The organism is Kitasatospora sp. NPDC001603 (genome assembly GCF_040298365.1).
Lineage (GTDB): Bacteria > Actinomycetota > Actinomycetes > Streptomycetales > Streptomycetaceae > Kitasatospora.
In genome coordinates this window covers 99,456-123,348 of sequence record NZ_JBEPAA010000007.1, presented here as the reverse complement: position 1 = coordinate 123,348, position 23,893 = coordinate 99,456, and the positions used below count along the sequence as shown (strand labels likewise).

Here is a 23,893-nt window from a genome sequence, read left to right as displayed (position 1 = left end):
ATCGTCATCGAGCTCAGCGCTCGACCTCGCCCTTGATGAACTTCTCGACGTTCTCGCGGGCCTCGTCGTCGAAGTACTGGACCGGCGGGGACTTCATGAAGTACGAGGACGCGGAGAGGATCGGGCCGCCGATGCCGCGGTCCTTGGCGATCTTCGCGGCGCGCACGGCGTCGATGATGACACCCGCGGAGTTCGGGGAGTCCCAGACCTCGAGCTTGTACTCGAGGTTCAGCGGGACGTCGCCGAACGCGCGACCCTCAAGGCGGACGTAGGCCCACTTGCGGTCGTCGAGCCACGCCACGTAGTCGGACGGGCCGATGTGGACGTTGTTGGCGCCCAGCTCACGGTCCCGGATCTGCGAGGTGACGGCCTGCGTCTTCGAGATCTTCTTGGACTCCAGGCGCTCACGCTCGAGCATGTTCTTGAAGTCCATGTTGCCGCCGACGTTCAGCTGCATGGTGCGCTCGAGCACGACACCGCGGTCCTCGAACAGCTTGGCCATCACGCGGTGCGTGATGGTGGCGCCGACCTGGGACTTGATGTCGTCACCGACGATCGGCACGCCGGCCTCGGTGAACTTGTCCGCCCACTCCTTGGTGCCCGCGATGAACACCGGGAGGGCGTTCACGAAGGCGACCTTGGCGTCGATGGCGCACTGGGCGTAGAACTTCGCCGCGTGCTCCGAACCGACGGGCAGGTAGCAGACGAGAACGTCGACCTGCTGGTCCTTGAGGACCTGGACGACGTCGACCGGGGCCTCGTCGGACTCCTCGATGGTCTCCCGGTAGTACTTACCGAGGCCGTCGAGGGTGTGGCCGCGCTGGACGGTGACACCGGTCGGCGGCACGTCGCAGATCTTGATGGTGTTGTTCTCGCTGCTGCCGATGGCGTCGGCCAGGTCGAAGCCGACCTTCTTGGCGTCGACGTCGAAGGCGGCGACGAACTCCACGTCACGGACGTGGTACTCACCGAACTGGACGTGCATCAGGCCGGGGACCTTGCCGGCCGGGTCGGCGTCCTTGTAGTACTCGACACCCTGCACCAGCGACGCGGCGCAGTTGCCCACGCCCACGATGGCTACGCGAACCGAACCCATTCCGGTTGCTCCCTGTGATCTCATGAGGGCCGCCGGTGCTCGGCGGCGCTCGTCCTGCGTTTTCGATGAATGCCTGACGGGCGCGAGGCGCCCACTCCTACCGCGCGGCACAGGGCGGACGCGGTGTCAGCGCTCCTGGTCGGAGCGCCCCGGGCGGTCGTACGGTGGCCCGGGCGGATCCGGGGATCCGGCCTCCTGGCCACGGCCGTCCGAAGTCTTGTCGGATCCTGCGGTACTCGGCCCGCCGGTGAGCGGTCCGGTCCGGCCACTGCGGTTGGCCCGCTCGGTCTCGATCAGCTCGTTGAGCCACCGGACCTCGCGCTCCACCGACTCCAGGCCGTGCCGCTGCAGCTCGACGGTGTAGTCGTCGAACCGCTCGCGGGCCCGGGCGAGCGAGTTGCGCATCCGTTCGAGGCGCTCCTCCAGCCGGCTGCGGCGACCCTCCAGGACGCGCATCCGCACGGCCCGGTCGGTCTGGCCGAAGAACGCGAAGTGGACGCCGAAGTGCTCGTCCTCCCACGCGTCGGGGCCGGAGTCGGCCAGCAGCTCCTCGAAGCGCTCCTTGCCCTCGGGGGAGAGCCGGTAGACGATCTTGGACCGCTTGCCGTTGAGCGCGGTGGCCGGGACGTATTCGTCGTCCGGGTTGTCCTCCACGAGGAAGCCCTGGGCCACCAGGCTCTTCAGACACGGATAGAGCGTTCCGTAGGAGAACGCGCGCAACGTTCCGAGCAGGACGTTGAGCCGCTTGCGCAGCTCGTACCCGTGCATCGGGGCGTCGTGGAGCAGGCCGAGAACGGCGAACTCCAGCACTCCTGAGCGCCTGCCCAATGCCGTCGTCCTCCTTCCTCCAGGCCGGATCCTGGCCCGCCGTCTCCGGCGGTATGCCGTGCCGATGTATCGGCTCGATATATCGAGAACAGTAAACCTGGGTCCCCGGTCGGGCAAGGGGGGCACGCGTGAATGTGATCACAAGGCGACGCGCAGGTGTGCTTGGCAACGGGCATGTAATGATCTGCCGTCGTTTTGCGGGTATTGGTACCTGATGCCCGATTAGGTGCGGTTCTCGGCTGCGTACGCTGTCGCGTGTGCACGAGGACCACCTCCGGGGTTAGGGCGGTTGCGGGCATCGGACGTGAACCCTGCCTTCAGGCTCGACCGCCTGGCGAGGAGTAGCTGGAACATGAGCGAACGACGGCGGAGGTCTGCCGACGGTGGCGGGCAGCCCCCGGGTGACAACGGCCGCCCGGGCGGCGCGGGACAGGACGGGCCCGGCCCGGACGGTCCCGGCCGCCGGCGTCCGGCGGGTGTCCGGGAGACCGCGCAGCAGCCCCGGATGACCCGGGCCGAGATGCGCAAGGCGGCCCAGAAGGGCGGCAAGCGCACCGGCGGCGCGGCGGCGGCCGGTGCGGATGACCGCGGTGGCAAGCCCGGCAAGCCCGGCAAGAAGCGGTTCATCGACTACCCGCGCTTCGGCAAGCAGGGTGTCCGCCGCTGGCTGCCGTCGTGGAAGCAGTGGCTCACCGGCTTCCTGGTCTTCTTCGCGACCTGCGTGGGCGGGGTCTGGTACGCCTACGCGTCCACCACCGTCCCGCAGATCCACGACCTGGTGAACGACCAGAACAACATCTACTACTGGGCCGACGGCTCGGAGATGGCCCGCAAGGGCGAGACCAACCGGCAGATCGTCGAGCTCGCCGACATCAGCCCCAACGTCCAGAACGCCGTCATCGCCGCGGAGAACGCCACCTTCCGCACCGACAGCGGCATCGACCCCGTGGGCATGATGCGCGCCGTGTACAACATGGCGACCGGCGGCGAGACCCAGGGCGCCTCGACGATCACGCAGCAGTACGTCAAGAACGCCTACCTGAGCCAGGACCAGACGCTCAGCCGCAAGGTGCGCGAGTTCTTCATCACCCTGAAGGTCAATCAGGAGACCGAGAAGAACGACATCCTGCGGGACTACCTGAACGTCAGCTGGTTCGGCCGCGGGGCCACCGGCATCCAGGCGGCCTCCCAGGCGTACTACGGCATCGACGCCAAGGACCTCGACATCTGCCAGAGCGCCATGCTGGCCGGTCTGCTCAAGGGCGCCGCACTGTACGACCCCACCATTCCGGCGAACAAGGACCGCGCCGTGGAGCGCTGGACCTGGATCCTGAACCGGATGGTCACCACCAAGAACGCCACGGCGGAGGAGCGGGCCAAGTGCACCGCGTTCCCCGAGCCGATCCCGCGCAAGCCGCCGACCAACATGAACGGCGAGATCAGCTACCTGGTCGACACCGCGAACAAGTTCATGATGTCCAAGGACCCGACGATCACCCAGCAGTCGATCGACAAGGGCGGCTACAAGATCTACACGACCTTCGAGAAGGACAAGGTCGACGCCCTCAAGAAGGCCGTGGACGACGTCAAGGGCGAGACGCTCAACGTCCAGAAGCGGCCCGAGAAGGACAACTTCGTCCAGTTCGGCGCGGCCAGCGTCCGCCCCGGCGACGGTGCGATCGTCGCCATATACGGCGGCGACGGCGTGGAGAACCAGCACTTCGACAACAACGCGGACGCCAAGGGCGTCCAGGTCGGCTCGACCTTCAAGCCCTTCGTGCTGGCCGCCGCGATGCAGGTCGGGGTGCAGACCGCGAAGGACGACAAGGGCCAGCCGAAGCGGATCAACGCCGACAGCCGCTACCTCTCGGACGACCTGTCCGAGATCCGCAAGCCGGACGGCTCGCTGGTGATCGGTGACGACGGCAAGCCGTACCGGCAGAAGAACGAGGACGCCGGCAAGCGCGGCTACGTCTCGCTGCGGGCGGCCATGCAGTACTCCTTCAACGTCCCGTTCGTCCAGCTCAACCAGGACGTCGGCGGTCAGAACGTGGCCAACATCGCCGAGGCGATGGGCGTGCGCAAGGAGAGCTTCGCCGACCCCAAGACCCCGACCTTCGCGCTCGGCACCTCCACCGTGAGCCCGATCCGGATGGCCGACGCGTACGCGACCCTGGCGGCCAGCGGCAAGCAGGCCGACCCGTACTCGGTGACCAAGGTCGAGGTGAAGGGCACGGCGCGGCCGGGCTTCAGCAAGCCCGAGCTCAAGCAGGCGCTGGAGCCGGCCGTCGCGGACAACGTCACCGACGTGCTGGTGAACGTGGCCAAGAACGGTACCGGCTCCAAGAGCAACGCGCTGGGCCGCCCGGTGGCCGGCAAGACCGGTACCACCGACGAGAACAAGTCGGCCTGGTGGGTCGGCTACACCCCGCAGCTGGCCACCAGCGTCGCGATGTGGCGCGAGGACCCGACCAAGCACGAGCGCCTGTCGCTCAACGGCACCGGCGGCAAGGACTCGGTGCACGGTGGTGACACCCCGACCGACGTCTTCACCCGGTACATGAAGGCCGCCCTGGCCAACGAGAAGAAGATGGACTTCCCGACGCCGCAGCCGGTCGGCACCCAGGTGGACTCCTCCGGGGCCCCGAGCACGGCCTCGCCCTCGTCCTCGCCGACGATGACCGAGACCACGGCGCCCACCGCGCCGGACCCGGGCGCGCAGCAGCCGACGCAGCCCACCAACACCCAGCCGGCCTGTGTGCCCGGCGTGGACTGCCCGGGCACGGTGCCGACCCAGGCGCCGACCAAGACCCAGCCGCCGACCGGCGGTGGCGGCAACGGAGGTGGCGGATCCTCGCCCACCTGCCTCATCCCGGGGCTCTGCACCACCCCGCAGCCGACGTCGTCGACCGCGTCGACCGGGCCCGCGCCCAGCAGCACCAAGCCGACCAAGCCGACCATGTCGCCCAGTCCGACGGGTGGTGCCCCGCAGGGCGCGGCGGCGCCCTGACGCCCGGCGCCGAGCGGCGCGAGACGTGCGAACGGCGGTGTCGGACCTCCTCGGAGGTCCGCCACCGCCGTTCCGTCGTTCCCGGCCGGGTGGGCGCGGCGCCGCCCTGCCCGCGCTGCCCTGCCCTGCCCCGTCCCGCCGGTCCCCGTCTCGCCGGTCCCCGCCCCGCCGGCACCGGCATTCTCGTCATTTGGCCATGAATCGCCGGATCGGCCCCGGGCCGCTCAGGGGGCCTCCTCGTCCAGCCGGGGGAGGTGCGGCAGGATGTCCGGCATGACGTCGAGCGATCGTGACGAACCCGTCGGCCACATCGGGCCCATCGAGGATTCCGGGCCGGCTCCGGCGGCGCCCGCGAAGGTCGCGCCGCCCGCCACGGTCGCCCCGCCCGCCAACACCGTGGTCGTCCCGGCGGACGAGGACCCGGTGGCCGCGGCCGGCAGCGAGGTGTTCGGCGGCCCGCCCGGCCGCCGCGCGCTGCTGGGCGTCTCCTGGTGGATCCCGGCGCGCTTCCTGGCGCTGGTGGTGATCGTGGTCTCGGTGCTGGGCATGGCGCAGAAGCTGCCCTGCTACGACGCCGCCTGGTTCCAGCCGGGGTCGCCGCAGTACATCCACGCCTGTTACAGCGACATCCCGCACCTGTTCTCCGGGCGCGGCTTCGCGGCCGGCCTGCACCCCTACGTGGACCGGATCCCGGGCACCTCGGGCGATCTGCAGTACCTGGAGTACCCGGTGCTGACCGGGTTCTTCATGCAGATCGCGGCCTGGCTGACGCCCGGCGGCGGCTCGAGCCAGCAGCAGGAGCAGTGGTTCTGGGCGATCAACGCGGGCCTGCTGATGGCCTGCGCGGTGGTCGCCGTGGTCGCGCTCTCCCGCACCCACCGGCGCCGCCCGTGGGACGCGCTGATGTTCGCGCTGGCGCCCTGCCTGCTGCTGAACGCCACCGTCAACTGGGACCTGCTGGCGGTCGCGCTGGCCGCCGTCGCTATCGCCTGGTGGTCCGGTTCGCGGCCGGTCTGGGCCGGTGTCTTCATCGGCCTGGCCACCGCCGCCAAGCTCTACCCGCTGCTGCTGATCGGTCCGCTGCTGCTGCTCTGCTGGCGGGCCGGGCGCTGGCGCGAGTTCCGGGCGATGCTCGGCGGCGCGGTCGGTGCCTGGCTGCTGGTCAACCTGCCGATCATGCTCGCCAACTGGCGGGGCTGGTCGACCTTCTACGTCTTCAGCGAGCACCGCACCGAGGACTACGGCTCGTTCTGGCTGATCCTGATGCAGAGCCGCGGCATCGGCCTGGCCAACCTCGACCTCTTCATCGGGATCCTGATGGTGCTCGCCTGCCTGGGGATCGCCTGGCTGGCCCTCTCGGCGCCCCGCCGCCCGCGCTTCGCCCAGCTGGCCTTCCTGGTGGTGGCCGCGTTCATCCTGGTCAACAAGGTCTACTCGCCGCAGTACGCGCTCTGGCTGCTGCCGCTGGCGGTGCTGGCCCGGCCGCGCTGGCGGGACTTCCTGATCTGGCAGGCCTGCGAGGTGCTCTACACCCTGGGCATCTGGTCCCACCTGGGCTTCGTCACCGGGCCCAAGCAGCACGGGATCGGCGAGTCCTGGTACCACTTCGCCATCGTGCTGCACCTGCTCGGCACGCTGTACCTGTGCGGCATGGTGATCCGCGACATCCTGCTGCCCGACCGCGACCCGGTGCGCTGGGACGGCACCGACGACCCGTCCGGCGGGGTGCTCGACCACGCCCCGGACGTCTTCGTGGTCGGCACCGCCCGACAGCTGCGGGAGGCGGCGAGCTACGCCGGCTACGCGCCGGCCGGCCCCGAGCTGTGGCTCGACGACGAGCCGCACGCGCCGGAGACCGCCGGCAGCGCCAAGCCGTAGGGCGGGCCGGGAGCCCGTCCGCCCGGACGGGCTCCCGGCCGCGTGCTCTAGCGGTCCACCACGCGGTCGAAGTGCGTGGTGGTGTGCCGGACCTGAAGGACGAGTTCGTCGCCGACCACCGGCGGCTTGGTCTCGTTGTCCAGCAGGAGCAGCGAGACCTGCATGTGCGGCGGCTCGGCGAACCAGAGCTGCTTGCCGGCCCAGTTGAACGGCGACTTGGTCTTGTTGACCGTCGCCAGACCGGCCCGGGCGATGCCCTTGGCCCGCGAGGACATGCCCTGGACGTACTTGGGCGCCTCCAGGCCGATGCCGTGCGCGGTGCCGCCGGCGACCACCAGCAGGTGGCCGTCGGCGGGCGCCGGGTGCTGGCGGTAGCCGTAGCGGTCGCCCTTCGCGACCGGGGTGACGTCCAGCACCGTGGCCCGGACCTCCAGCGCGCCGTGGTCGCCGAGCCAGAGCCGGGTGCCGATCCGGGCGCGGAAGACGGTGCCGGGGTAGCGCTGGGCCAGCTTCTCCATGCCGGCCGCGCCGAGGTGGCTGACGAACACGGTGTGCACGGGGATGCCGGCCGCCCGCGCGGTGTCCACCCAGTGCGCGACCTCGTCCACCGGGTCGGAGCCGTCCGGCCGGTCCATCGGCAGGTGCAGCGCCAGGCCCTCGAAGGAGACGCCGTCCAGCTCGGCGGCGACCGCCGGCAGGTCGGCCGCGCTCACCCCGTGCCGGCGCATGGTGGTCATGCACTCCACCACCACCCGTGCGCCGTGCAGCGCGCGCAGCCCGTCCAGGCTCGCCACCGTCCGGATCACCCGGGCGTGCGGCAGCGGCAGCACCTCCTCGCCGACCCGGTACGGGGTGAGCACCAGCAGCTCGCCGCCGTACCAGTCGGCCGCGTCGGCCGCCTCGTAGGCGGTGCCGACGGCCATCACGCCGGTGCCGAGCAGGGTCGCCTCCTCGGCGAGCCGGTGGTTGCCCAGGCCGTAGCCGTTGCCCTTCGCCACCGGCACCAGGCCGGGGAACTCGGCCAGGACGGAGCGCTGGTGGGTGCGCCAGCGTTCGGTGTCGAGGTAGAGCGACAGCGTCATCGGGTCATCTCCCAGGGGGTGTTGGGCACGGCGGGCAAGCGGCTCAGCGGCGCGACATGTAGAGGTCGAGCGCCTTGTGCAGCAGCTTGTTGAGCGGGAAGTCCCACTCGCCGAGGTACTCGGCGGCCTGGCCGCCGGTGCCGACCTTGAACTGGATCAGGCCGAACAGGTGGTCGTTCTCGTCCAGCGTGTCGCTGATGCCGCGCAGGTCGTACACCCCGCCGCCGAGCGCGTACGAGTCGCGCATCATCCGCCACTGGATCGCGTTGGACGGCTTGACCTCGCGCTTGTGGTTGGCCGAGGCACCGTAGGAGTACCAGACGTGCTCGCCGACCACGAGCATCGTGGTCGCGGCCAGCGGCTCGCCCTCGTGGTAGGCGATGTAGAGCCGCATGCGGTTCGGGTCCTCGGAGGTGAGGGCCTTCCACATGCGCTGGAAGTAGGCCAGCGGGCGCGGGGTGAAGCGGTCGCGCTCGGCGGTCACCAGGTACAGCTGGTGGAAGATCGGCAGCTCGTCGTAGCCGCCCTGGACCACCTCGACGCCGCTCTTCTCGGCCTTCTTGATGTTGCGGCGCCAGAGCTGGTTGAAGCCCTTCTGGATGTCGTCCAGCGAGCGGTTGGCCAGCGGCACCTGGAAGACGTAGCGCGGCTGGACGTCGCCGAAGCCGGCGCCGCCGTCCTCGCCCTGCAGCCAGCCGGCCTTGCGGAGCCGGTCGGCCACCTCGAAGGCGCGCGGCTCGTACCAGTCGGCCTCGATGTCGCGCAGGCGCTTGGCCTGCTTGGCGGCGATGGCCTCCTTGATGGTCGGCGCGTTCCACCGGCGGATCACCACCGGCGGGCCCATCTTCACCGAGAAGGCGCCCTGAGACTTGAGGTGCGCCAGCATCGGGGAGAGCCAGCGCTCGATGTCGCGGTCGAACCAGTCGATCACCGGGCCCTCGGGCAGGTACGCCAGGTAGCGCTTGACCTTCGGCAGCTGGCGGTAGAGCACCAGCCCGGCGCCGACGATCTGGTTGGACTCGTCGATCCAGCCGATCGACTCCGAACGCCACTCCGCCTTCACGTCGCCCCAGGACGGCACCTGCATGTGGCTGGCAGAGGCGCGGCTCCTGATGAAGGCGAGGTGCTCCTCGCGGGTGATCGTCCTCAGGCGCAGGCTCATGCTCGGTGCTCCTCGTCGGTCGGGCTGCGGGCGGCCCCGGGTTCTGGGGCTGACCCTATCGTCCGGGGCACCGGCGCCCACGGCTGCGGGCGTGGCGGCGCCCCCGTCACCTACCTGTCTCACTGAGGAGGTACGTGACGGGGGCGCCGAGAGTTCCGGCGGCGCCGGAGGGGTCGGGGACGGTCTGGACGATCGGGACGGTCTGGACGATCGGGACGGGCGGGGCGTTCGCGGGGCTAGCCCCAGAGGCCGCCGTGGGCCACGCCCAGGTAGAAGCCGAAGGCCGAGGCGGTGAGGCTGATGACCAGGACGAAGCGCTCGGCCGTGGTGACGGAGACGAACTGCCCCCAGAGGCCGGTGACGATGCCGAGGAGTCCGGTCCACGAGCTCAGCAGATGGAGGTTGTGGAAGAACGACGTCGTGAAGGCCAGCACGCCCAACAGCAGGGTGATGCCGACCAGGGTGTTCTCGCGGGGGTGCCGGTTGCCGTCGGTGTTCAGGGTGAGGGCGGGGAACCGGTGGAAGGTCTGGGCCATGTGTCCCACCTCCTGGCGGAGAGACGAACGAGCAGGAAACCCGTTCCGTCCAGATTGCGGTGGTTGGGGCGCGGATCACAACCCCTATGCATTTTGTTCGGCCGTCCGGGTGCGGGTAGGCTGTGCCGTCTGCACTGGTGTAGTTGTGCCCCCTTGCGCCCTCTTCCGGGTGGACGGGGGTCGAGTGTCGGACCGGACCACTACGGTGGGCCGGTGTCGTCACTGACTCCGGTGCCGACGCTGCACAACCCTCCTGCCACGGAGAGACCGTGGCCGCTGAGTCCAAAGGAGGTGGGTTACACATGCGTCACTACGAGCTGATGGTCATCCTCGACCCCTCGGTCGAGGAGCGCGCTGTCTCCCCCCTGATCGAGAACTTCCTCACTGTCGTCCGCAACGGCGGCGGCAAGGTGGAGAAGGTCGACACCTGGGGTCGTCGCCGTCTGGCTTACGAGATCAACAAGCAGTCCGAGGGCATCTACTCGGTCATCGACCTCAAGGCCACGCCTGAGGTCGTCAAGGAGCTCGACCGCCAGCTTGGCCTGAGCGAGTCGGTTCTGCGGACCAAGGTCCTGCGCCCGGACACCCACTGAGCCACCTCTGAGGCCTTCGGGCCTCGGGTAGCTCGCGTCCGCTGTTTCACGTGAAACAGCGGTGAACGGAACTCTTCCGGAGAGGTCATCACCACCATGGCAGGCGAGACCGTCATCACCCTCGTCGGCAATCTCGTCGACGACCCCGAGCTGCGCTTCACCCCGTCGGGTGCGGCGGTCGCGAAGTTCCGCATCGCGTCCACTCCCCGCACCTTCGACCGTCAGACGAACGAGTGGAAGGACGGCGAGAGCCTCTTCCTCACGTGCAACGTCTGGCGGCAGCCGGCGGAGAACGTCGCCGAGTCGCTGCAGCGCGGCATGCGTGTCATCGTGCAGGGCCGACTGCGCCAGCGGTCTTACGAGACCAAGGAAGGCGAGAAGCGGACGGTCTTCGAGGTCGAGGTCGACGAGGTGGGCCCGAGCCTGCGTTCGGCGACCGCGAAGGTCACCCGGGCCAACCGGTCCGGCGCTCCCGGCGGCGGCGGCTTCGGCGGCGGCCAGCAGGGCGGCGGCGGCCAGGGCGGCGGTAACTGGGGCGGCGGTGGCGGCCAGCAGGGCGGCAACTGGGGTGGAAACTCCGGCGGCCAGTCCGGCCCGTCCGACGACCCGTGGGCGTCCAGCGCTCCCTCTGGTGGCAACAGCAACCAGAGTGGCGGCAGCTGGGGCGCTCCGTCCGGTGGCGGCTTCTCGGAAGAGCCCCCGTTCTAAGAGCTGACAGATTTCGTGCGGCCCGGCGCCGGCGTCGTGAGACGCCTGCCGGGCCGTGAACCCCAAATGGAGCACACAATGGCGAAGCCGCCTGCTCGCAAGCCGAAGAAGAAGGTTTGCGTCTTCTGCAAGGACAAGGTCAACTACGTTGACTACAAGGACACGAACCTGCTGCGGAAGTTCATCTCCGACCGCGGCAAGATCCGTGCCCGCCGGGTGACCGGCAACTGCACCCAGCACCAGCGTGACGTCGCCACGGCCGTGAAGAACAGCCGTGAGATGGCGCTGCTGCCCTACACCAGCACCGCGCGCTAAGAGAGGGTGACCAAGTAATGAAGATCATCCTCACGCACGAGGTGCCGGGTCTCGGCTCCGCCGGCGAGGTCGTCGAGGTCAAGGACGGCTACGCCCGCAACTACCTGGTCCCGCGTGGCTTCGCCATCCGCTGGACCAAGGGCGGCCAGAAGGACGTCGACGCCATCCGTCGCGCCCGCAAGATCCACGAGATCCAGACCCTTGAGGCCGCCAACGAGGTCAAGGGCAAGCTCGAAGGCGTCCAGGTCAAGCTGGCCGTTCGCTCGGGCGAGGCCGGCCGTCTGTTCGGTTCGGTGACCCAGGCCGACGTCGTGGAGGCCATCAAGGCCGCCGGCGGCCCGGCCGTGGACAAGCGCGCCGTCGCGATCGCCTCGCCGATCAAGACCGTGGGCACCCACAAGGTCTCGGTCAAGCTGCACTCCGACGTCCAGGCCAACCTCGACGTCGCCGTCGTCGCTGCCTGAGCTCCGTAGCTGTGGCCCGAGGGCCGGTCACCCCTTCCGGGGGTGGCCGGCCCTCGGTCGTTCCGGGGCCCGGCGCCGCACCGGAGCCCGGGCTCAGGCGCCGAACCGGGGCCCTGGCTCAGGCCCGCACCGCGCCGGTGACCAGCCACTTGCCGCTCAGGGCGCGCCGGGCCAGGAAGGCCGCGCGGACCAGCATGAACAGGTTCATCGCCCACCAGAGCCCGGCCAGTCCGGCGCCGAGGGCCGGCACCGCGAGGGCCACCGGGGCGAAGACCGCCAGCGTGGCCAGCATCGCCCAGGCCAGGTACGGGCCGTCGCCGGCGCCCATCAGCACCCCGTCCAGGACGTAGACCAGGCCGGAGACCGGCTGGCAGAGGGCGAGCAGCAGCAGCACGGTGTTCAGCTGGGCCTGCACCGCCGGGTCGGGCGTGAACAGCGGGACGTACAGCGGCCGGGCCACCACCACCAGCAGGCCGAGCAGCAGTCCGGAGCCGATGCCCCACTCGATCATCCGCCGGGTGGCCGCCCGCGCCCCGGCGACGTCCGCGGCGCCCAGGTGGCGGCCGATGATCGCCTGGCCGGCGATGGCGATGGCGTCCAGGGCGAAGGCGATGAAGAGGAAGACCGTCATGGCGACCTGGTGCGCGGCTATCGCGTCGTCGCCGAGCCCGGCGGCGACCGCGGTGGCGATCATCAGGATGGCGCGCAGGCTCAGCGTGCGGACCATCAGCGGTCCGCCGGCCCGGGCGCAGGCCCGGATGCCCGCCGCGTCCGGCCGCAGCGAGGCGCGCTCCCGGCGGGCCCCGCGGACCACCACGACCAGGTAGGCGGCGGCCATCCCGGTCTGGGCCAGCACGGTGCCCCAGGCGGAGCCGGCCACCCCCAGCCCGGCGCCGTACACCAGGCCGACGTTCAGGCCGATGTTGGCGGCGAAGCCCGCGACCGCCACCAGCAGCGGGGTGCGGGTGTCCTGGAGGCCGCGCAGCACGCCCGTGGCGGCCATCACCATCAGCATCGCGGGGATGCCGAGCGCGCTGATCCGCAGATACGTCACGGCGTAGGGCGCGGCGGTGGCCGAGGCGCCCAGCAGGTCGGCCGCCCAGGGCGCCAGCAGCAGGGCCAGGGCGACCACGCCGAGCGATAGCGCGAGGGCGAGCCAGATGCCGTCGATGCCCTGCTGGATGGCGGCCCGGCGGTCGCCGGCGCCGATCCGGCGGGCGACCGCGGCGGTGGTGGCGTAGGCGAGGAAGACGAAGACCCCGGTGGCGGTGGTGAGCGCGGCCGAGGCGACACCCACACCGGCCAGCTGGGGGGTGCCGAGGTGGCCCACGATGGCCGAGTCGGCCAGCAGGAACAGCGGCTCGGCGACCAGGGCGCCGAAGGCCGGGACGGCCAGGGCGAGGATCTCCCGGTCGTGCCGGCGGCGGTCGGTGGTGGGGGCGGTCATGGGGTCAAGGCTACTCATCCACAGGTAATGACCGCCAGCCGGTTTGGAGTGTTACTCGAAATCCTGAGCGACGAGTCTGCGGTGCTGTGTGTCCACGGCCACTCGGCTGCGTGTGAAGAATTTCTCATGCACAGCCCTCGAACGAGGTAATACCAGGTCATCGGGTTGACGGTGGATCGATGGTCCGGTTATCCACAGGGCTTTCCACAGGGGCGTCCACAGGTTTGCGGCACTTCTCCACAGCCTCTGGCCGCTCGTCCACACCCCCTGTGGATAACCGCCTTGGCTGAAGGGCTTCCGGCGCCTTAGCGTGGGCTCTCCGCCCGACACTCCCACCCGCCCCGGCGTCCGATTTGTCGGTGCGGTGGAGGTAGAAAGAGGGGCGCGGCTCCGCTCCACCCAGCCACCGGCAAGGCCCGCTCCAACTCGCACCACTCGCTGATCGGGGAACACGCGTGACCGGCCCCCAGTACGACGACCACGACGCCCCGCCGCCGGAGGAGGACTGGCAGACCGCGGACGACCCGTTCCCGGTCGGTGCCTTCGCCGACGCCCCCTTCCCGGACGGTCCCGGCGACCGGCTGCCGGTCGCGCGCGGGCGCGGCCAGGGCGGCCAGGGTTCGGGCTCCGGCTCCGGTTCCGGCGGGTTCCAGAAGGGCGGCGGCAAGGGCTCGGGCGGCTTCCAGCGCGACGGCGGCAAGCGGCGCCAGGACGACGAGGACGAGCGCTCCGCGGCCGACGGCTTCGAGCGGGTGCCCCCGCAGGACCTCGCCGCCGAGCAGTCCGTCCTCGGCGGCATGCTGCTGTCCAAGGACGCCATCGCCGACGTGGTCGAGGTGCTGAAGCCGGCCGACTACTACCGGCCCGCGCACGAGCTGATCCACGGCGCCATCCTCGACCTCTACGCCCGCGGCGAGCCGGCCGACCCGATCACCGTGGCCGGCGAGCTGACCAAGCGCGGCGAGCTCGTCCGGGTCGGCGGCCCCGGCTACCTGCACACCCTGGTCAACTCCGTCCCGACCGCCGCCAACGCCGAGTACTACGCCGAGATCGTCCACGAGCGGGCGGTGCTGCGCCGGCTGGTCGAGGCCGGCACCCGGATCGCGGGCATGGGCTACGCCGCCGAGGGCGACGTCGACGAGATCGTCAACGCGGCCCAGGCGGAGATCTACGCCGTCACCGAGCAGCGGACCAACGAGGACTACGCGCCGCTCTCCGACATCATGGAGGGCGCCCTCGACGAGATCGAGGCGATCGGCTCCCGCAACGGCCAGATGTCCGGCGTCCCGACCGGCTTCGCCGACTTCGACCAGCTCACCAACGGCCTCCACCCCGGCCAGATGATCGTCATCGCGGCCCGTCCGGCCATGGGGAAATCGACCCTGGCCTTGGATTTCGCGCGGGCCTGTTCGATCCAGCACAAGTTGCCGAGCGTGATCTTCTCGCTCGAAATGGGGCGCAACGAGATCGCCATGCGTCTGCTCTCGGCGGAGGCCCGGGTGGCGCTGCACCACATGCGCTCGGGGAACATGACGGACGACGACTGGACGCGGGTCGCCCGGCGGATGCCGGACGTCAGTGAGGCGCCGCTGTTCATCGACGACTCGCCGAACCTGTCGATGATGGAGATCCGCGCCAAGTGCCGCCGGCTCAAGCAGCGCAACGACATCAAGCTGGTCGTCATCGACTACCTCCAGCTGATGCAGTCCGGCGGCTCCCGCCGGGCCGAGAACCGCCAGCAGGAGGTCTCGGACATGTCGCGAAACCTCAAGCTGCTGGCCAAGGAGCTGGAGGTGCCGGTGATCGCGCTCTCCCAGCTGAACCGTGGTCCCGAACAGCGCACCGACAAGCGGCCGATGGTCTCCGACCTGCGCGAGTCCGGCTCGATCGAGCAGGACGCCGACATGGTCATCCTGCTCCACCGCGAGGACGCCTACGAGAAGGAGTCCCCGCGCGCCGGCGAGGCCGACCTGATCGTCGCCAAGCACCGTAACGGTCCGACCGCCACCATCACGGTGGCCTTCCAGGGCCACTACTCGCGCTTCGTCGACATGACGCGGGACTGACCGCGCCGCTCCGGCCGTGCGAAGGGCCCGTACCCGGTGGGGTACGGGCCCTTCGTGTCGCCGGCTCGCGACGGCGCGCGGGGGTGGCGGGGCGTCAGAGCGTCACGGTGGCGCGGAAGACGGTGGCGTCGTCGCCGTCGAGGCGGGTGGCGGTGCCGGTCGCGGGGAGGAAGACCGACCCGCCGCGGGCGAGGTCCAGCACGGTGCCGTCGGCGGCGGTGAGCCGGGCCCGGCCGGCGGTGCAGAGCAGGATCTGCGGGGCGCGGCCGTCGAGTTCGCGCTCCCGGCCGGTCAGCACGAAGCGGGAGAGCCGGAACTCGTCGATCGGGACGGGGAAGAGCTCCTCCCCGGGGGGGGTGTCGACGGCGGTCGGCAGCAGCAGCTCCGGCGCTCCGGGGGTGAAGTCCACCACCTTCAGCAGCTCCGGCACATCGATGTGCTTGGGCGTCAGCCCGGCCCGCAGGACGTTGTCGGAGTTGGCCTGCAGCTCGACGCAGACGCCGTGCAGATAGGCGTGCGGCACGCCCGCGCCGAGGTAGAGCGCCTGACCGGGCCGGAGCCGGACGGCGTTGAGCAGCAGGCCGCCGATCAGGCCGCGGTCGCCGGGGAACTCGCGGGTGATCCGGCCGTAGAGCGCGTAGGGGCCGTCGGGGTCGCCGGCGGCGGCCTTGTCCACCGCGTCGGCGGTCTCCCGGACGGTCGCGGCGGCCGTGGCCTCGTCCATGGTGAGGATGGCGGCCAGGGTGGCGCGCAGGGCCTCGGCCTCGTCCTCGGCGCCGAGCAGCGCGATCAGCGGGTCGAGCGCCGGCACCCGCAGCCCGGCCATCAGGGCGGCCGCCCCGGCCGGTGTCCGGAAGCCGCAGAGGCCGTCGAACTCGTCGAGCGCGCAGATGAGTTCGGGCTTGTGGTTGGCGTCGCGGTAGCTGCGGTGCGGGGCGTCGAGCGGCACGCCCAGGGCGTTCTCGGCGGCGTACCCGGCGCGGGCCTGGTCCAGGGTGGGGTGCGCCTGGATGGAGAGCGGGATGCCGGCGGCCAGGACCTTGAACAGGAACGGCAGGGCGGGCCCGAACCGGGCCACGGTGGCGGCGCCCAGCTCGCCCTCGGGGTCGGCGGCGATGAGCTCGTCCAGCGGTCGGAGCCCGTCGCCCCGGTCGGCGCGGGAGGGCGCTCCGGGGTGGGCCCCCATCCACAGCTCGGCCTGCGGTTCCCCGGTCGGTTCCTGCCCGAGCAGCTCGGGGAGCGCGGTGTGCGACCCCCAGGCGTACGGGCGGACAGTGTTGACGAGCCTGTCCATGCGCGCGGTCCTGCTCCTCTGCTGCTGTGGCTGGTGTGCCGGATCGCCGGGAGACGGCCCGGCGGGCGGGTGGTCCGGGCAAAGGCTGGGCATCGACCCTAGCCGACCGGCGCCGTCGGAAGGGAAACGGCCGGGGTCGGCCGGGAGTGCCAGAGCCGTACCGGCTGCTCGAGGACGCGGTAGTAGGATGCCAGGACGCAGTAATTTCCACAGTGGTTTCCAGGTCGGCGGGATGCCGACGGGGACTGCGTCCCAGAGTGCGGGCAACGGTGACTGGCACTTCCCGCCACCGGCCGAGAGGTTTGTACGTGACCGTGAACCAGCAGAGTTTTGCTGATCTCGGCAGGGTGCTGGTGATCATCCCGACGTTCAACGAGGCGGAGAACGTCGAGCGGATCGTCGGACGGGTCCGTGCGGCCGTGCCCGAGGCCCATGTCCTGGTCGCCGATGACAACAGCCCTGACGGGACCGGCGAGCTGGCCGACAAGCTGGCCGCCGAGGACCCGAACGTGCAGGTCATGCACCGCCGGGGCAAGGAGGGGCTGGGCGCCGCCTACCTGGCGGGCTTCCGCTGGGGCATCGACAACGGCTACGACGTCCTGGTCGAGATGGACGCGGACGGCTCGCACCAGCCCGAGGAGCTCGACCGGCTGCTGGGCGCGCTGCGCGGTGCCGACCTGGTGCTCGGCTCGCGCTGGGTGCCGGGCGGCCGGGTGGTGAACTGGCCGAAGTCGCGCCTGCTGCTCTCGCGCGGCGGCTCGACGTACTCGCGGCTGATGCTGAACGTGCCGATCCGGGACGTCACCGGCGGCTACCGGGCCTTCCGCAAGGAGACCCTGCTCGGCCTGGGCATGGACGAGGTCGCCTCGGCCGGCTACTGCTTCCAGGTGGACCTGGCCTGGCGCACGGTGAAGGCCGGCTTCAAGGTGGCCGAGGTGCCGATCACCTTCGTGGAGCGCGAGCTGGGTGCCTCCAAGATGAGCCGCCACATCGTGCTGGAGGCGCTCTGGCGCGTCACCTCCTGGGGTGTCGCCGACCGGGTCGCCAAGCTCGCTGCCCGCGCGAAGGGCTGACCGCCCGCGCGAAGGGCTGACCGGCGGCCGAAGAGACCGACCGCGCCCGGGCCCGCCTGTGAGAACAGGCGGGCCCGGGCGCTTCGTGCTGTCCGGGGTGGGCCCGTCCGGCGGGGCGGGTGGGGTGCGGCGCGGGCGGGTCAGCAGGAGCCGGGCTGCTTGAGGGCGCTGTCCGGCAGGTAGCGGTCGGCCCAGACGGCCAGCTCGGTCAGGGCCGGGCGCAGCGCGGCGCCCGCCTCGGTGAGCCGGTAGCTGACGCGCAGCGGCGGGCCCTCGTCGACCTGGCGCAGGACGAGTCCGGCCTCGGCCAGTTCGGTGAGGCGGTCGGAGAGCATGCGTTCGCTGATGCCGGGGACGGCCCGGCGCAGTTCGGAGAAGTAGCCGGGCCCGTTGTTGGTGAGCGTGGCCACGATCAGGCCGGTCCAGCGCTTGCCGAGCAGGGTGAACACCCGGGTCAGCGCGATCTCCGTGCCGGTGCAGGCGACCACCGCCGCCCCGTGTTCCCCGGGGGTGGCGTGGACCTGCTCGGTCACCTCTTGCTGGGCCATGGGTACAGCCTACCGGTCTGTCCGCTAGTGACTGCAGAAAAGTAAGCTGCTACGGTACTGATAGCTGCGGCGGAAAGAGCAGCTGCTTACTTTGATGGAGGTTCGCCATGCCCACTCTGCTGCACATCGACTCGTCCGCGTTCACCGACGGCTCGGTCTCCCGCGAGGTCTCGGCCGCCTACCGGGCCGCCTGGCAGGCCCAGCACCCCGACGGCACGGTGATCCACCGCGACCTCGCCGCCCTGCCGGTGCCGCACCTGGACGCCCACGGCATCTCCGCGGCCTTCACCCCCGCGGAGGGACGCAGCGCCGAGCAGGCCGCGGCCTTCGCGCTGCGCGAGGAGCTGATGGCGGAGCTGGAGCGGGCCGACGCGATCGTGATCGGCACCCCGATGTACAACTTCACGATCCCGTCCAGCCTCAAGGCCTGGCTGGACCAGGTGATCCTGATGGGCCGCACGGCGGGGGACACCCCCTCGGCGGCCGGGACCCCGGTGACGGTGGTCGCGGCCCGCGGCGGCTCCTACGCGCCCGGCGCCCCGCGCGAGCCCTACGAGTTCGTCACCACCTACCTGGAGAAGGTGCTGACCGGGATGCTCGGGCTGGAGGTCGAGTTCATCGTCCCCGAGTTCACCCTGGCGGCGACGGTGCCGGCGATGGCGGACTTCGTTCAGCACGCCGCCGACTCCAAGGCCCGGGCGCTGGAGGACGCGGCGCGCCTGGCGAAGGCCTCGGCCGCCTGACGGCGCCGTACCCCGCGCGGAAGGCGTGCCCCGCCGGGCGCGCCTTCCGCGCAATCGGCGGGCCGTGCTCCCATGCTGTAGGGCGCAGGGAGTCCGAGCGCCGACCGGAGGGAGCAGCCAGTGACGTCGTCCTCGCCCGAGGGGAGCGCCGCCGCGGAACGCGCGGGCGCCGCGGACGGCGACCGGGCCGGGGCGGACGGGGCGGACGCGGCCGGGACGGCCGGTGTCCGGCCGCTGGAGATCGCCGTGTTCACCGGTCCCGAGTCGGCCTTCTTCGCCACCTCGACCCTGATCCTCGGCGAGCGGACCGCGATCCTGGTCGACGCCCAGCTCACCCGCAGCGCCGGCCGCGAGCTGGCCGAGTGGGTGGCCGGCAAGAACCGACGGCTGCTGGCCATCGTGATCACCCACCAGCACCCCGACCACTACTTCGGTGCCGAGGAGGTGCTGAAGCTCTTCCCGGAGGCGCAGCTGCTGGCCGCGCCGCCGGTGGTGGACGGCATCCTGCGCACCGCGGCCGCCAAGGTCGCCCAGTGGAAGCCGGTGTACGGCGACGACATCCCCGACCACCCGCTGGTGCCCGCGCCGCTGCTGCCCCAGCCGCTGATGGTCGACCGCCAGGTGATTCCGGTGCTGCTGTTCGGCCAGGGCGACTGCGAGGGGTCCACGGTGGTCCACGTGCCCAGCATCCGCACCGTGCTCGCCGGTGACTTCGTCTACAACGGCACCCACGTCTGGACGGCCGACACCACTCCGGAACAGCGCACCGCGTGGGTGCGCAACCTCGGCCGGATCGCCGAACTCGGCGCCGACCGCGTGATCGCCGGGCACCGGGCGCCCGAGCAGGACGACGACGCGGGCCGGGTGCTCGCCTTCACCGGTGAGTACCTCCAGGACTTCGACCGGCTGCTGGCCGCACACCCGGACGACGCGGAGGCGCTGGTCGCCGCGGTGGGCGAGCGGTACGGGGAGCTGACCCTGCCGGCCATCCTGGAGCTGAGCGTCGCCGCCAACCTCGCCCGCCCCCGCCCCCGCCCCCTGCCGGACGAGGACGGGATCGTCGACGCCGAACTGGTCGACGAGGACCCCGAGGACTGAGCCGGGGCGGACCGGGCGCCGCGGCGCGGATACTGGCGGCATGACGCCGTACGACGTGATCGTGCCCGCCGGGGGCGCCGCCCGCCGGCTCGGGGGAGCGGACAAGCCCGGGCTGACCGTCGGCGGGACGGCCCTGCTCGACCGGGTGCTCGCCGCCGCCGCCGGTGCCCGCACCACCGTGGTGGTCGGCCCGGCCCGGCCCACCGCCCGGACCGGGATCCGCTGGACCCGCGAGCGGCCGCCCGGCGGCGGACCGGTGGCGGCCGTCGCGGCCGGTCTGGCCGAGGTGACGGCCGAGGTGGTGCTGCTGCTCGCCGCCGACCTGCCGTTCCTGGACGCGCGGACCGTCGGCCGGCTGGCCGGGGCCCTCGCCGGGGCGGGGCCGGAGACCGGGGCGGTCGTCCTGGTCGACGCCGGCGGCCGCGACCAGCCGCTCGCCGCCGCCTACCGCACCGCCGCCCTGCGCGCCGCGCTGGCCGCCGCCGGGGACCCGGCCGGGCTGCCGCTGCGCCGGCTGACCGGCGGCCTGCGCACCCTGCGGCTGGCCGACACCGACGACGTGAGCCACGACTGCGACACCTGGGAGGAGCTGGAGCTGGCCCGGGAACGGGACCGCTCCCGCTGACGCCCGCCGCTCCCTCTCATGGAGTCCCGGCCGGCCGGTTCACGGGGGCCGGCGGCCCGCCGTGCGGGAGACGACGCGCGGCGCTCATCGGGGAAACATCCCGGGGAAACCGCCGATCAGGCAGCATGGGGCCCATGGAGCGCACGCTGGATGACTGGATGGCCGAGGTCCGGGCCGAGCTGGGGATCGACCTGGACGTCGACGTCCCCGGACTGCTCGACCTCGCCCGGGTGGTCGCGCACGGGGTGGCCCGGCCCGCCGCGCCGCTGACCGCCTTCCTGGTCGGCTACGCGGCCGCGCAGCGCGGCGGCGGCCCGGAGGCCGTCACCGAGGCGTCCCGGCGCACCGCCGAACTCGCCGAGCGCTGGACGGCGGCGGCCGGGCCGGAGCACCCGTGAGCACGGTCGAGGAGGCCGCGGTGCCCGGTGGACGCTCCGCCGCCGGCCCGCTGACCTGGCCGCAGGCCCGGGCGGCCGCCCGCCGGGCCGGTCTGCACCCGCTCCCGCCGCAGCGCCTGGACCTGGCCGAGGCGCTCGGCCGGACCCTGGCCGAGCCGCTCACCGCCCTCACCGACCTGCCGGCCTTCGACACCTCTGCGATGGACGGCTGGGCCGTCGCCGGGCCGGGCCCCTGGCGGGTCGCCGGGCGGATACTGGCCGGGCAGTCGGGCGTGCCGCCGCTGGAGGACGGCGCGGCCGCCGAGATCGCGACCGGCGCCCAGCTGCCGCCCGGTGCCACCGCGGTGCTCCGGCGCGAGCACGGCGAGCGGATCGGCGCCCTGCTGCACGACCGGGGCCCGGGCTCGCTGACCACCGGCCAGGACGTCCGCCCGCGCGGTCAGGAGTGCCGCCGGGGCGAGGCGCTGCTGGCCGCCGGCACCCCGGTCGGCCCGGCCGTGCTGGGCCTCGCGGCGGCCTGCGGCCACGACGGGCTGGCGGTCCGCCGCCGCCCGGTCGTCGAACTCCTCGTCCTCGGTGACGAACTGCTCTGCGCCGGGGTCCCGCGGCCCGGCCTGGTCCGGGACGCGCTCGGCCCGCTGCTGCCGCCCTGGCTCCGGGCGGCCGGTGCCGAGGTGGGTGAGCCGCGGGCGGTACGGGACGACTTCGGCCTGCTCCGGGACGCCGTCCGGCACTCCACCGCCGACGTGGTGGTCACCACCGGCGGCACGGCCGCCGGTCCGGTCGACTTCCTGCACCGGGCCCTGACCGAGGCCGGCGCCCGGCTGCTGGTCGACGGCGTCGCCGTCCGCCCCGGCCACCCCATGCTGCTCGCCGAACTCCCGGGCGGCCGCCACCTGGTGGGCCTGCCGGGCAACCCGCTGGCCGCGGTGGCCGGCGCCGTCACCCTCGCCCTGCCGCTGCTGCACGCCCGGGGCGGCCGGTCCGCCGGCGAGCCGGCGCTCGCGCTCGCCGCCGTGGACCTCGCCGGCCATCCCGCGGACACCCGGCTGCTGCCGGTGCGCCGCACCGCGCACGGCGTCGTCCCGCTGGCCTTCGACGGCCCGGCGATGCTGCGCGGCCTGGCCCGGGCCGAGGCGCTCGCCGTGGTGCCGCCGGGCGGCGCGGCGCAGGGCGCCACCGTCGAACTCCTGGAGGTCCCGTGAGTGCCCGCCGCCGTGAGTCGCCGCTGCGCCCGGTGACCCCCGGCACCGAGCCGTGGGCGGACGCCGGCATCGTGCTGCCCGCCCGGCGGACCGCGCCCGCCTTCCAGCAGGTCGGTTCACGGCTGCTGGTGGCCCTCGGCGTGCTGGTGGCCACCACCGTGATCGTCTGGCTCGACCGGGCCGGCTACAACGACAACGCCGGCGGCGGGGTGAGCTTCCTCGACGCGGCGTACTACGCCACCGTCACGCTCTCCACCACCGGGTACGGCGACATCACGCCGTTCAGCGACAGCGCCCGGCTCACCAACATCTTCGTGATCACCCCGCTGCGCGTGGTCTTCCTGATCATCCTGGTCGGCACCACGCTCGAAGTGCTCACCGAACGCACCCGTCAGCAGTGGCGGTTGAACCGCTGGAGGTCCACCGTGCGCGAGCACACCGTCGTGATCGGCTACGGCACCAAGGGGCGCAGCGCCGTCGACACCCTGCTCGGCCAGGGGGTGCGCAAGGAGGAGATCGTGGTGGTCGACCCGCAGCGCAAGGTGATCGACCAGGCCGCCCAGCACGGCCTGGTGGGAGTGGTCGGCGACGCCACCCGGACCGACACCCTGCTGCGCGCCGGACTGCCCGCGGCCGCGCGGGTGGTGGTGGCGCCGGAGCGGGACGACACCGCCGTCCTGATCACGCTGACCGCGCGTCAGCTGACCAAGGCGGCCACCGTGGTCGCGGCCGTGCGGGAGGACGAGAACGCCCCGCTGCTGCGGCAGAGCGGCGCCGACGTGGTGGTGACCAGCTCCAGTTCGGCGGGCCGGCTGCTCGGCATGTCGATGCTCAGCCCGCACGCCGGCGCGGTGATGGAGGACCTGCTCACCTACGGCAACGGCCTGGACGTGATCGAGCGTCCGGTGACCCGGGCCGAGGCCGGGCACGGCCCGCGCGAGTGCGAGGACCTCGTGGTGGCGGTGGTCCGCGGCCGCCGGGTGCTCAACTACACCGAGCCGGAGGCCCAGGTGCTCCAGCTCACCGACCGGGTGATCGTCATCAAGTGATCCGCCGGTGACTACAGTTCGTGTCATGAACGATCAACCGCAGCTCCCCTTCGGCACGTTCGAGACGGTCGCGCCGGCCCTCGACGTCCGCGACCTGCTGGCCGGGCCGGTGGCCGACGCCCTCGCGGCCTGGGCGGACCGGGAGGCCGCGCGGTCCGTGCTCTACGTGGACACCGACCCGGAGAAGGCGGACACCGCGGTGTTCTGCGAGACCTACGGGGTGCCGCTGGAGGCCTCGGCGAACTGCGTGGTGGTGGCCGCCAAGCGCGGCGGTGAGACCACGCGGGCCGCCTGCCTGGCGCTCGCCCACACCCGGGTGGACGTCAACCGGGCCGTCCGCAAGCGCCTGGAGGCGCGCAAGGCCTCGTTCGCGCCGATGGACGCGGCGGTCGAGCTGACCGGGATGGAGTACGGCGGCATCACGCCGGTCGGGCTGCCCGCCGACTGGCCGCTGCTGATCGACGAGGCGGTGGCCCGGGCACCGTACGTGCTGGTGGGCAGCGGGCGGCGGCGGGGCAAGCTGATCCTGCCGGGCCGGGCGCTGGCGGCCCTGCCGGGCGCCGAGGTGCTGGCCGGGCTGGCCGGCTGAACAGGGGCGCTCCCGGCGGGCCGGCCGGGAGCGCGGACCGGGTTCGCCCGGCGCTCCCGCGGACCGCGCGGGGCGCCCCCGCCGCC

The 23,893-nt window shown here is 72.2% G+C and carries 21 protein-coding genes and 2 pseudogenes; 15 read left to right on the top strand and 8 right to left on the bottom strand.

Features of this window, described 5'->3' with window-relative positions:
- Positions 1-13 precede the first annotated feature (13 nt).
- Both ABT263_RS07435 and ABT263_RS07430 read right to left on the bottom strand, forming a co-directional pair.
- Entirely contained in the window at positions 14-1,096 is a 1,083-nt protein-coding gene (locus tag ABT263_RS07435) for an inositol-3-phosphate synthase (RefSeq protein WP_329488781.1), read from the bottom strand.
- A 126-nt stretch (positions 1,097-1,222) separates the two neighbouring features.
- Entirely contained in the window at positions 1,223-1,924 is a 702-nt protein-coding gene (locus ABT263_RS07430; protein ID WP_329488780.1) for a PadR family transcriptional regulator, read from the bottom strand.
- 352 nt (positions 1,925-2,276) lie between these two features.
- Here ABT263_RS07430 and ABT263_RS07425 point away from each other — a divergent pair, with 352 nt between their 5' ends.
- Together ABT263_RS07425 and ABT263_RS07420 are read left to right on the top strand one after the other, a co-directional pair.
- Positions 2,277-4,934: a transglycosylase domain-containing protein gene (locus tag ABT263_RS07425; protein WP_352288540.1), complete on the top strand. Its 2,658-nt coding sequence runs from the start codon at positions 2,277-2,279 to the stop codon at positions 4,932-4,934.
- 273 nt (positions 4,935-5,207) lie between these two features.
- Positions 5,208-6,812, top strand: coding sequence for a glycosyltransferase family 87 protein (locus ABT263_RS07420; protein WP_352288538.1), 1,605 nt, complete (start codon positions 5,208-5,210; stop codon positions 6,810-6,812).
- A 47-nt stretch (positions 6,813-6,859) separates the two neighbouring features.
- Here ABT263_RS07420 and ABT263_RS07415 read toward each other — a convergent pair whose 3' ends face one another.
- The 3 genes from ABT263_RS07415 to ABT263_RS07405 all read right to left on the bottom strand — a co-directional run bounded on the left by ABT263_RS07415 (position 6,860) and on the right by ABT263_RS07405 (position 9,592).
- Positions 6,860-7,894, bottom strand: coding sequence for an alanine racemase (locus ABT263_RS07415; RefSeq protein ID WP_352288536.1), 1,035 nt, complete (start codon positions 7,892-7,894; stop codon positions 6,860-6,862).
- Between the two features lie 43 nt (positions 7,895-7,937).
- A complete protein-coding gene (locus ABT263_RS07410) occupies positions 7,938-9,056 on the bottom strand; it encodes a lipid II:glycine glycyltransferase FemX (RefSeq protein WP_329488776.1) in 1,119 nt (372 codons plus the stop codon).
- A 236-nt stretch (positions 9,057-9,292) separates the two neighbouring features.
- Positions 9,293-9,592, bottom strand: coding sequence for a hypothetical protein (locus ABT263_RS07405; protein ID WP_352288535.1), 300 nt, complete (start codon positions 9,590-9,592; stop codon positions 9,293-9,295).
- A gap of 302 nt (positions 9,593-9,894) precedes the next feature.
- Between ABT263_RS07405 and rpsF the strand changes: the two genes are divergently transcribed.
- From rpsF to rplI, 4 genes are all read left to right on the top strand, one after another.
- Entirely contained in the window at positions 9,895-10,185 is a 291-nt protein-coding gene (gene rpsF, locus ABT263_RS07400; RefSeq protein ID WP_329488774.1) for a 30S ribosomal protein S6, read from the top strand.
- A gap of 96 nt (positions 10,186-10,281) precedes the next feature.
- Positions 10,282-10,893, top strand: a complete 612-nt coding sequence (locus ABT263_RS07395; protein ID WP_329488773.1) for a single-stranded DNA-binding protein — start codon at positions 10,282-10,284, stop codon at positions 10,891-10,893.
- Between the two features lie 78 nt (positions 10,894-10,971).
- Positions 10,972-11,208 carry a 30S ribosomal protein S18 gene (rpsR, locus tag ABT263_RS07390; protein ID WP_030304537.1) on the top strand — a complete coding sequence of 79 codons (237 nt, stop codon included), beginning with the start codon at positions 10,972-10,974 and terminating at the stop codon, positions 11,206-11,208.
- Positions 11,209-11,225: 17 nt separating this feature from the next.
- On the top strand, positions 11,226-11,672 hold the full coding sequence (gene rplI / locus ABT263_RS07385; protein ID WP_329488772.1) for a 50S ribosomal protein L9: 447 nt from the start codon (positions 11,226-11,228) through the stop codon (positions 11,670-11,672).
- A 118-nt stretch (positions 11,673-11,790) separates the two neighbouring features.
- On the opposite strand, the gene ABT263_RS07380 is transcribed toward rplI, so the two are convergent.
- Positions 11,791-13,119, bottom strand: coding sequence for an MATE family efflux transporter (locus ABT263_RS07380; protein ID WP_352288532.1), 1,329 nt, complete (start codon positions 13,117-13,119; stop codon positions 11,791-11,793).
- A 581-nt stretch (positions 13,120-13,700) separates the two neighbouring features.
- Between ABT263_RS07380 and dnaB the strand changes: the two genes are divergently transcribed.
- A complete protein-coding gene (gene dnaB / locus ABT263_RS07375) occupies positions 13,701-15,185 on the top strand; it encodes a replicative DNA helicase (RefSeq protein ID WP_352288629.1) in 1,485 nt (494 codons plus the stop codon).
- A gap of 94 nt (positions 15,186-15,279) precedes the next feature.
- On the opposite strand, the gene manA is transcribed toward dnaB, so the two are convergent.
- Positions 15,280-16,479: a mannose-6-phosphate isomerase, class I gene (gene manA, locus ABT263_RS07370; protein ID WP_352288529.1), complete on the bottom strand. Its 1,200-nt coding sequence runs from the start codon at positions 16,477-16,479 to the stop codon at positions 15,280-15,282.
- A 308-nt stretch (positions 16,480-16,787) separates the two neighbouring features.
- Here manA and ABT263_RS07365 point away from each other — a divergent pair, with 308 nt between their 5' ends.
- Positions 16,788-17,552, top strand: a complete 765-nt coding sequence (locus ABT263_RS07365; RefSeq protein WP_352288527.1) for a polyprenol monophosphomannose synthase — start codon at positions 16,788-16,790, stop codon at positions 17,550-17,552.
- Positions 17,553-17,692: 140 nt separating this feature from the next.
- Here the strand turns inward: ABT263_RS07365 and ABT263_RS07360 are convergent, their stop codons facing one another.
- Complete coding sequence (locus tag ABT263_RS07360) at positions 17,693-18,100, bottom strand: winged helix-turn-helix transcriptional regulator (RefSeq protein WP_329488768.1); 408 nt, start codon at positions 18,098-18,100, stop codon at positions 17,693-17,695.
- 107 nt (positions 18,101-18,207) lie between these two features.
- Here ABT263_RS07360 and ABT263_RS07355 point away from each other — a divergent pair, with 107 nt between their 5' ends.
- The 7 genes and pseudogenes from ABT263_RS07355 (at position 18,208) to ABT263_RS07325 (ending at position 23,807) form a co-directional block, all read left to right on the top strand.
- A complete protein-coding gene (locus ABT263_RS07355; protein ID WP_329488767.1) occupies positions 18,208-18,843 on the top strand; it encodes an FMN-dependent NADH-azoreductase in 636 nt (211 codons plus the stop codon).
- Positions 18,844-18,963: 120 nt separating this feature from the next.
- The gene (locus ABT263_RS07350; protein ID WP_352288524.1) at positions 18,964-19,941 is read left to right on the top strand and encodes an MBL fold metallo-hydrolase; all 978 of its coding nucleotides are present in this window, start codon (positions 18,964-18,966) and stop codon (positions 19,939-19,941) included.
- Positions 19,942-19,981: 40 nt separating this feature from the next.
- A pseudogene (gene mobA / locus ABT263_RS07345) lies at positions 19,982-20,557 on the top strand (molybdenum cofactor guanylyltransferase); the annotation flags it as partial.
- Positions 20,558-20,733: 176 nt separating this feature from the next.
- A pseudogene (locus tag ABT263_RS07340) lies at positions 20,734-20,964 on the top strand (DUF6457 domain-containing protein); the annotation flags it as partial.
- Positions 20,961-22,169: a molybdopterin molybdotransferase MoeA gene (locus ABT263_RS07335; RefSeq protein WP_352288521.1), complete on the top strand. Its 1,209-nt coding sequence runs from the start codon at positions 20,961-20,963 to the stop codon at positions 22,167-22,169. The pseudogene ABT263_RS07340 and the gene ABT263_RS07335, both read left to right, overlap by 4 nt.
- Positions 22,166-23,218 carry a potassium channel family protein gene (locus ABT263_RS07330; protein WP_329488763.1) on the top strand — a complete coding sequence of 351 codons (1,053 nt, stop codon included), beginning with the start codon at positions 22,166-22,168 and terminating at the stop codon, positions 23,216-23,218. The genes ABT263_RS07335 and ABT263_RS07330 overlap by 4 nt, the downstream gene beginning before the upstream one ends.
- A 25-nt stretch (positions 23,219-23,243) precedes the next feature.
- Positions 23,244-23,807: a YbaK/EbsC family protein gene (locus ABT263_RS07325; protein WP_352288518.1), complete on the top strand. Its 564-nt coding sequence runs from the start codon at positions 23,244-23,246 to the stop codon at positions 23,805-23,807.
- Positions 23,808-23,893: the final 86 nt, after the last annotated feature.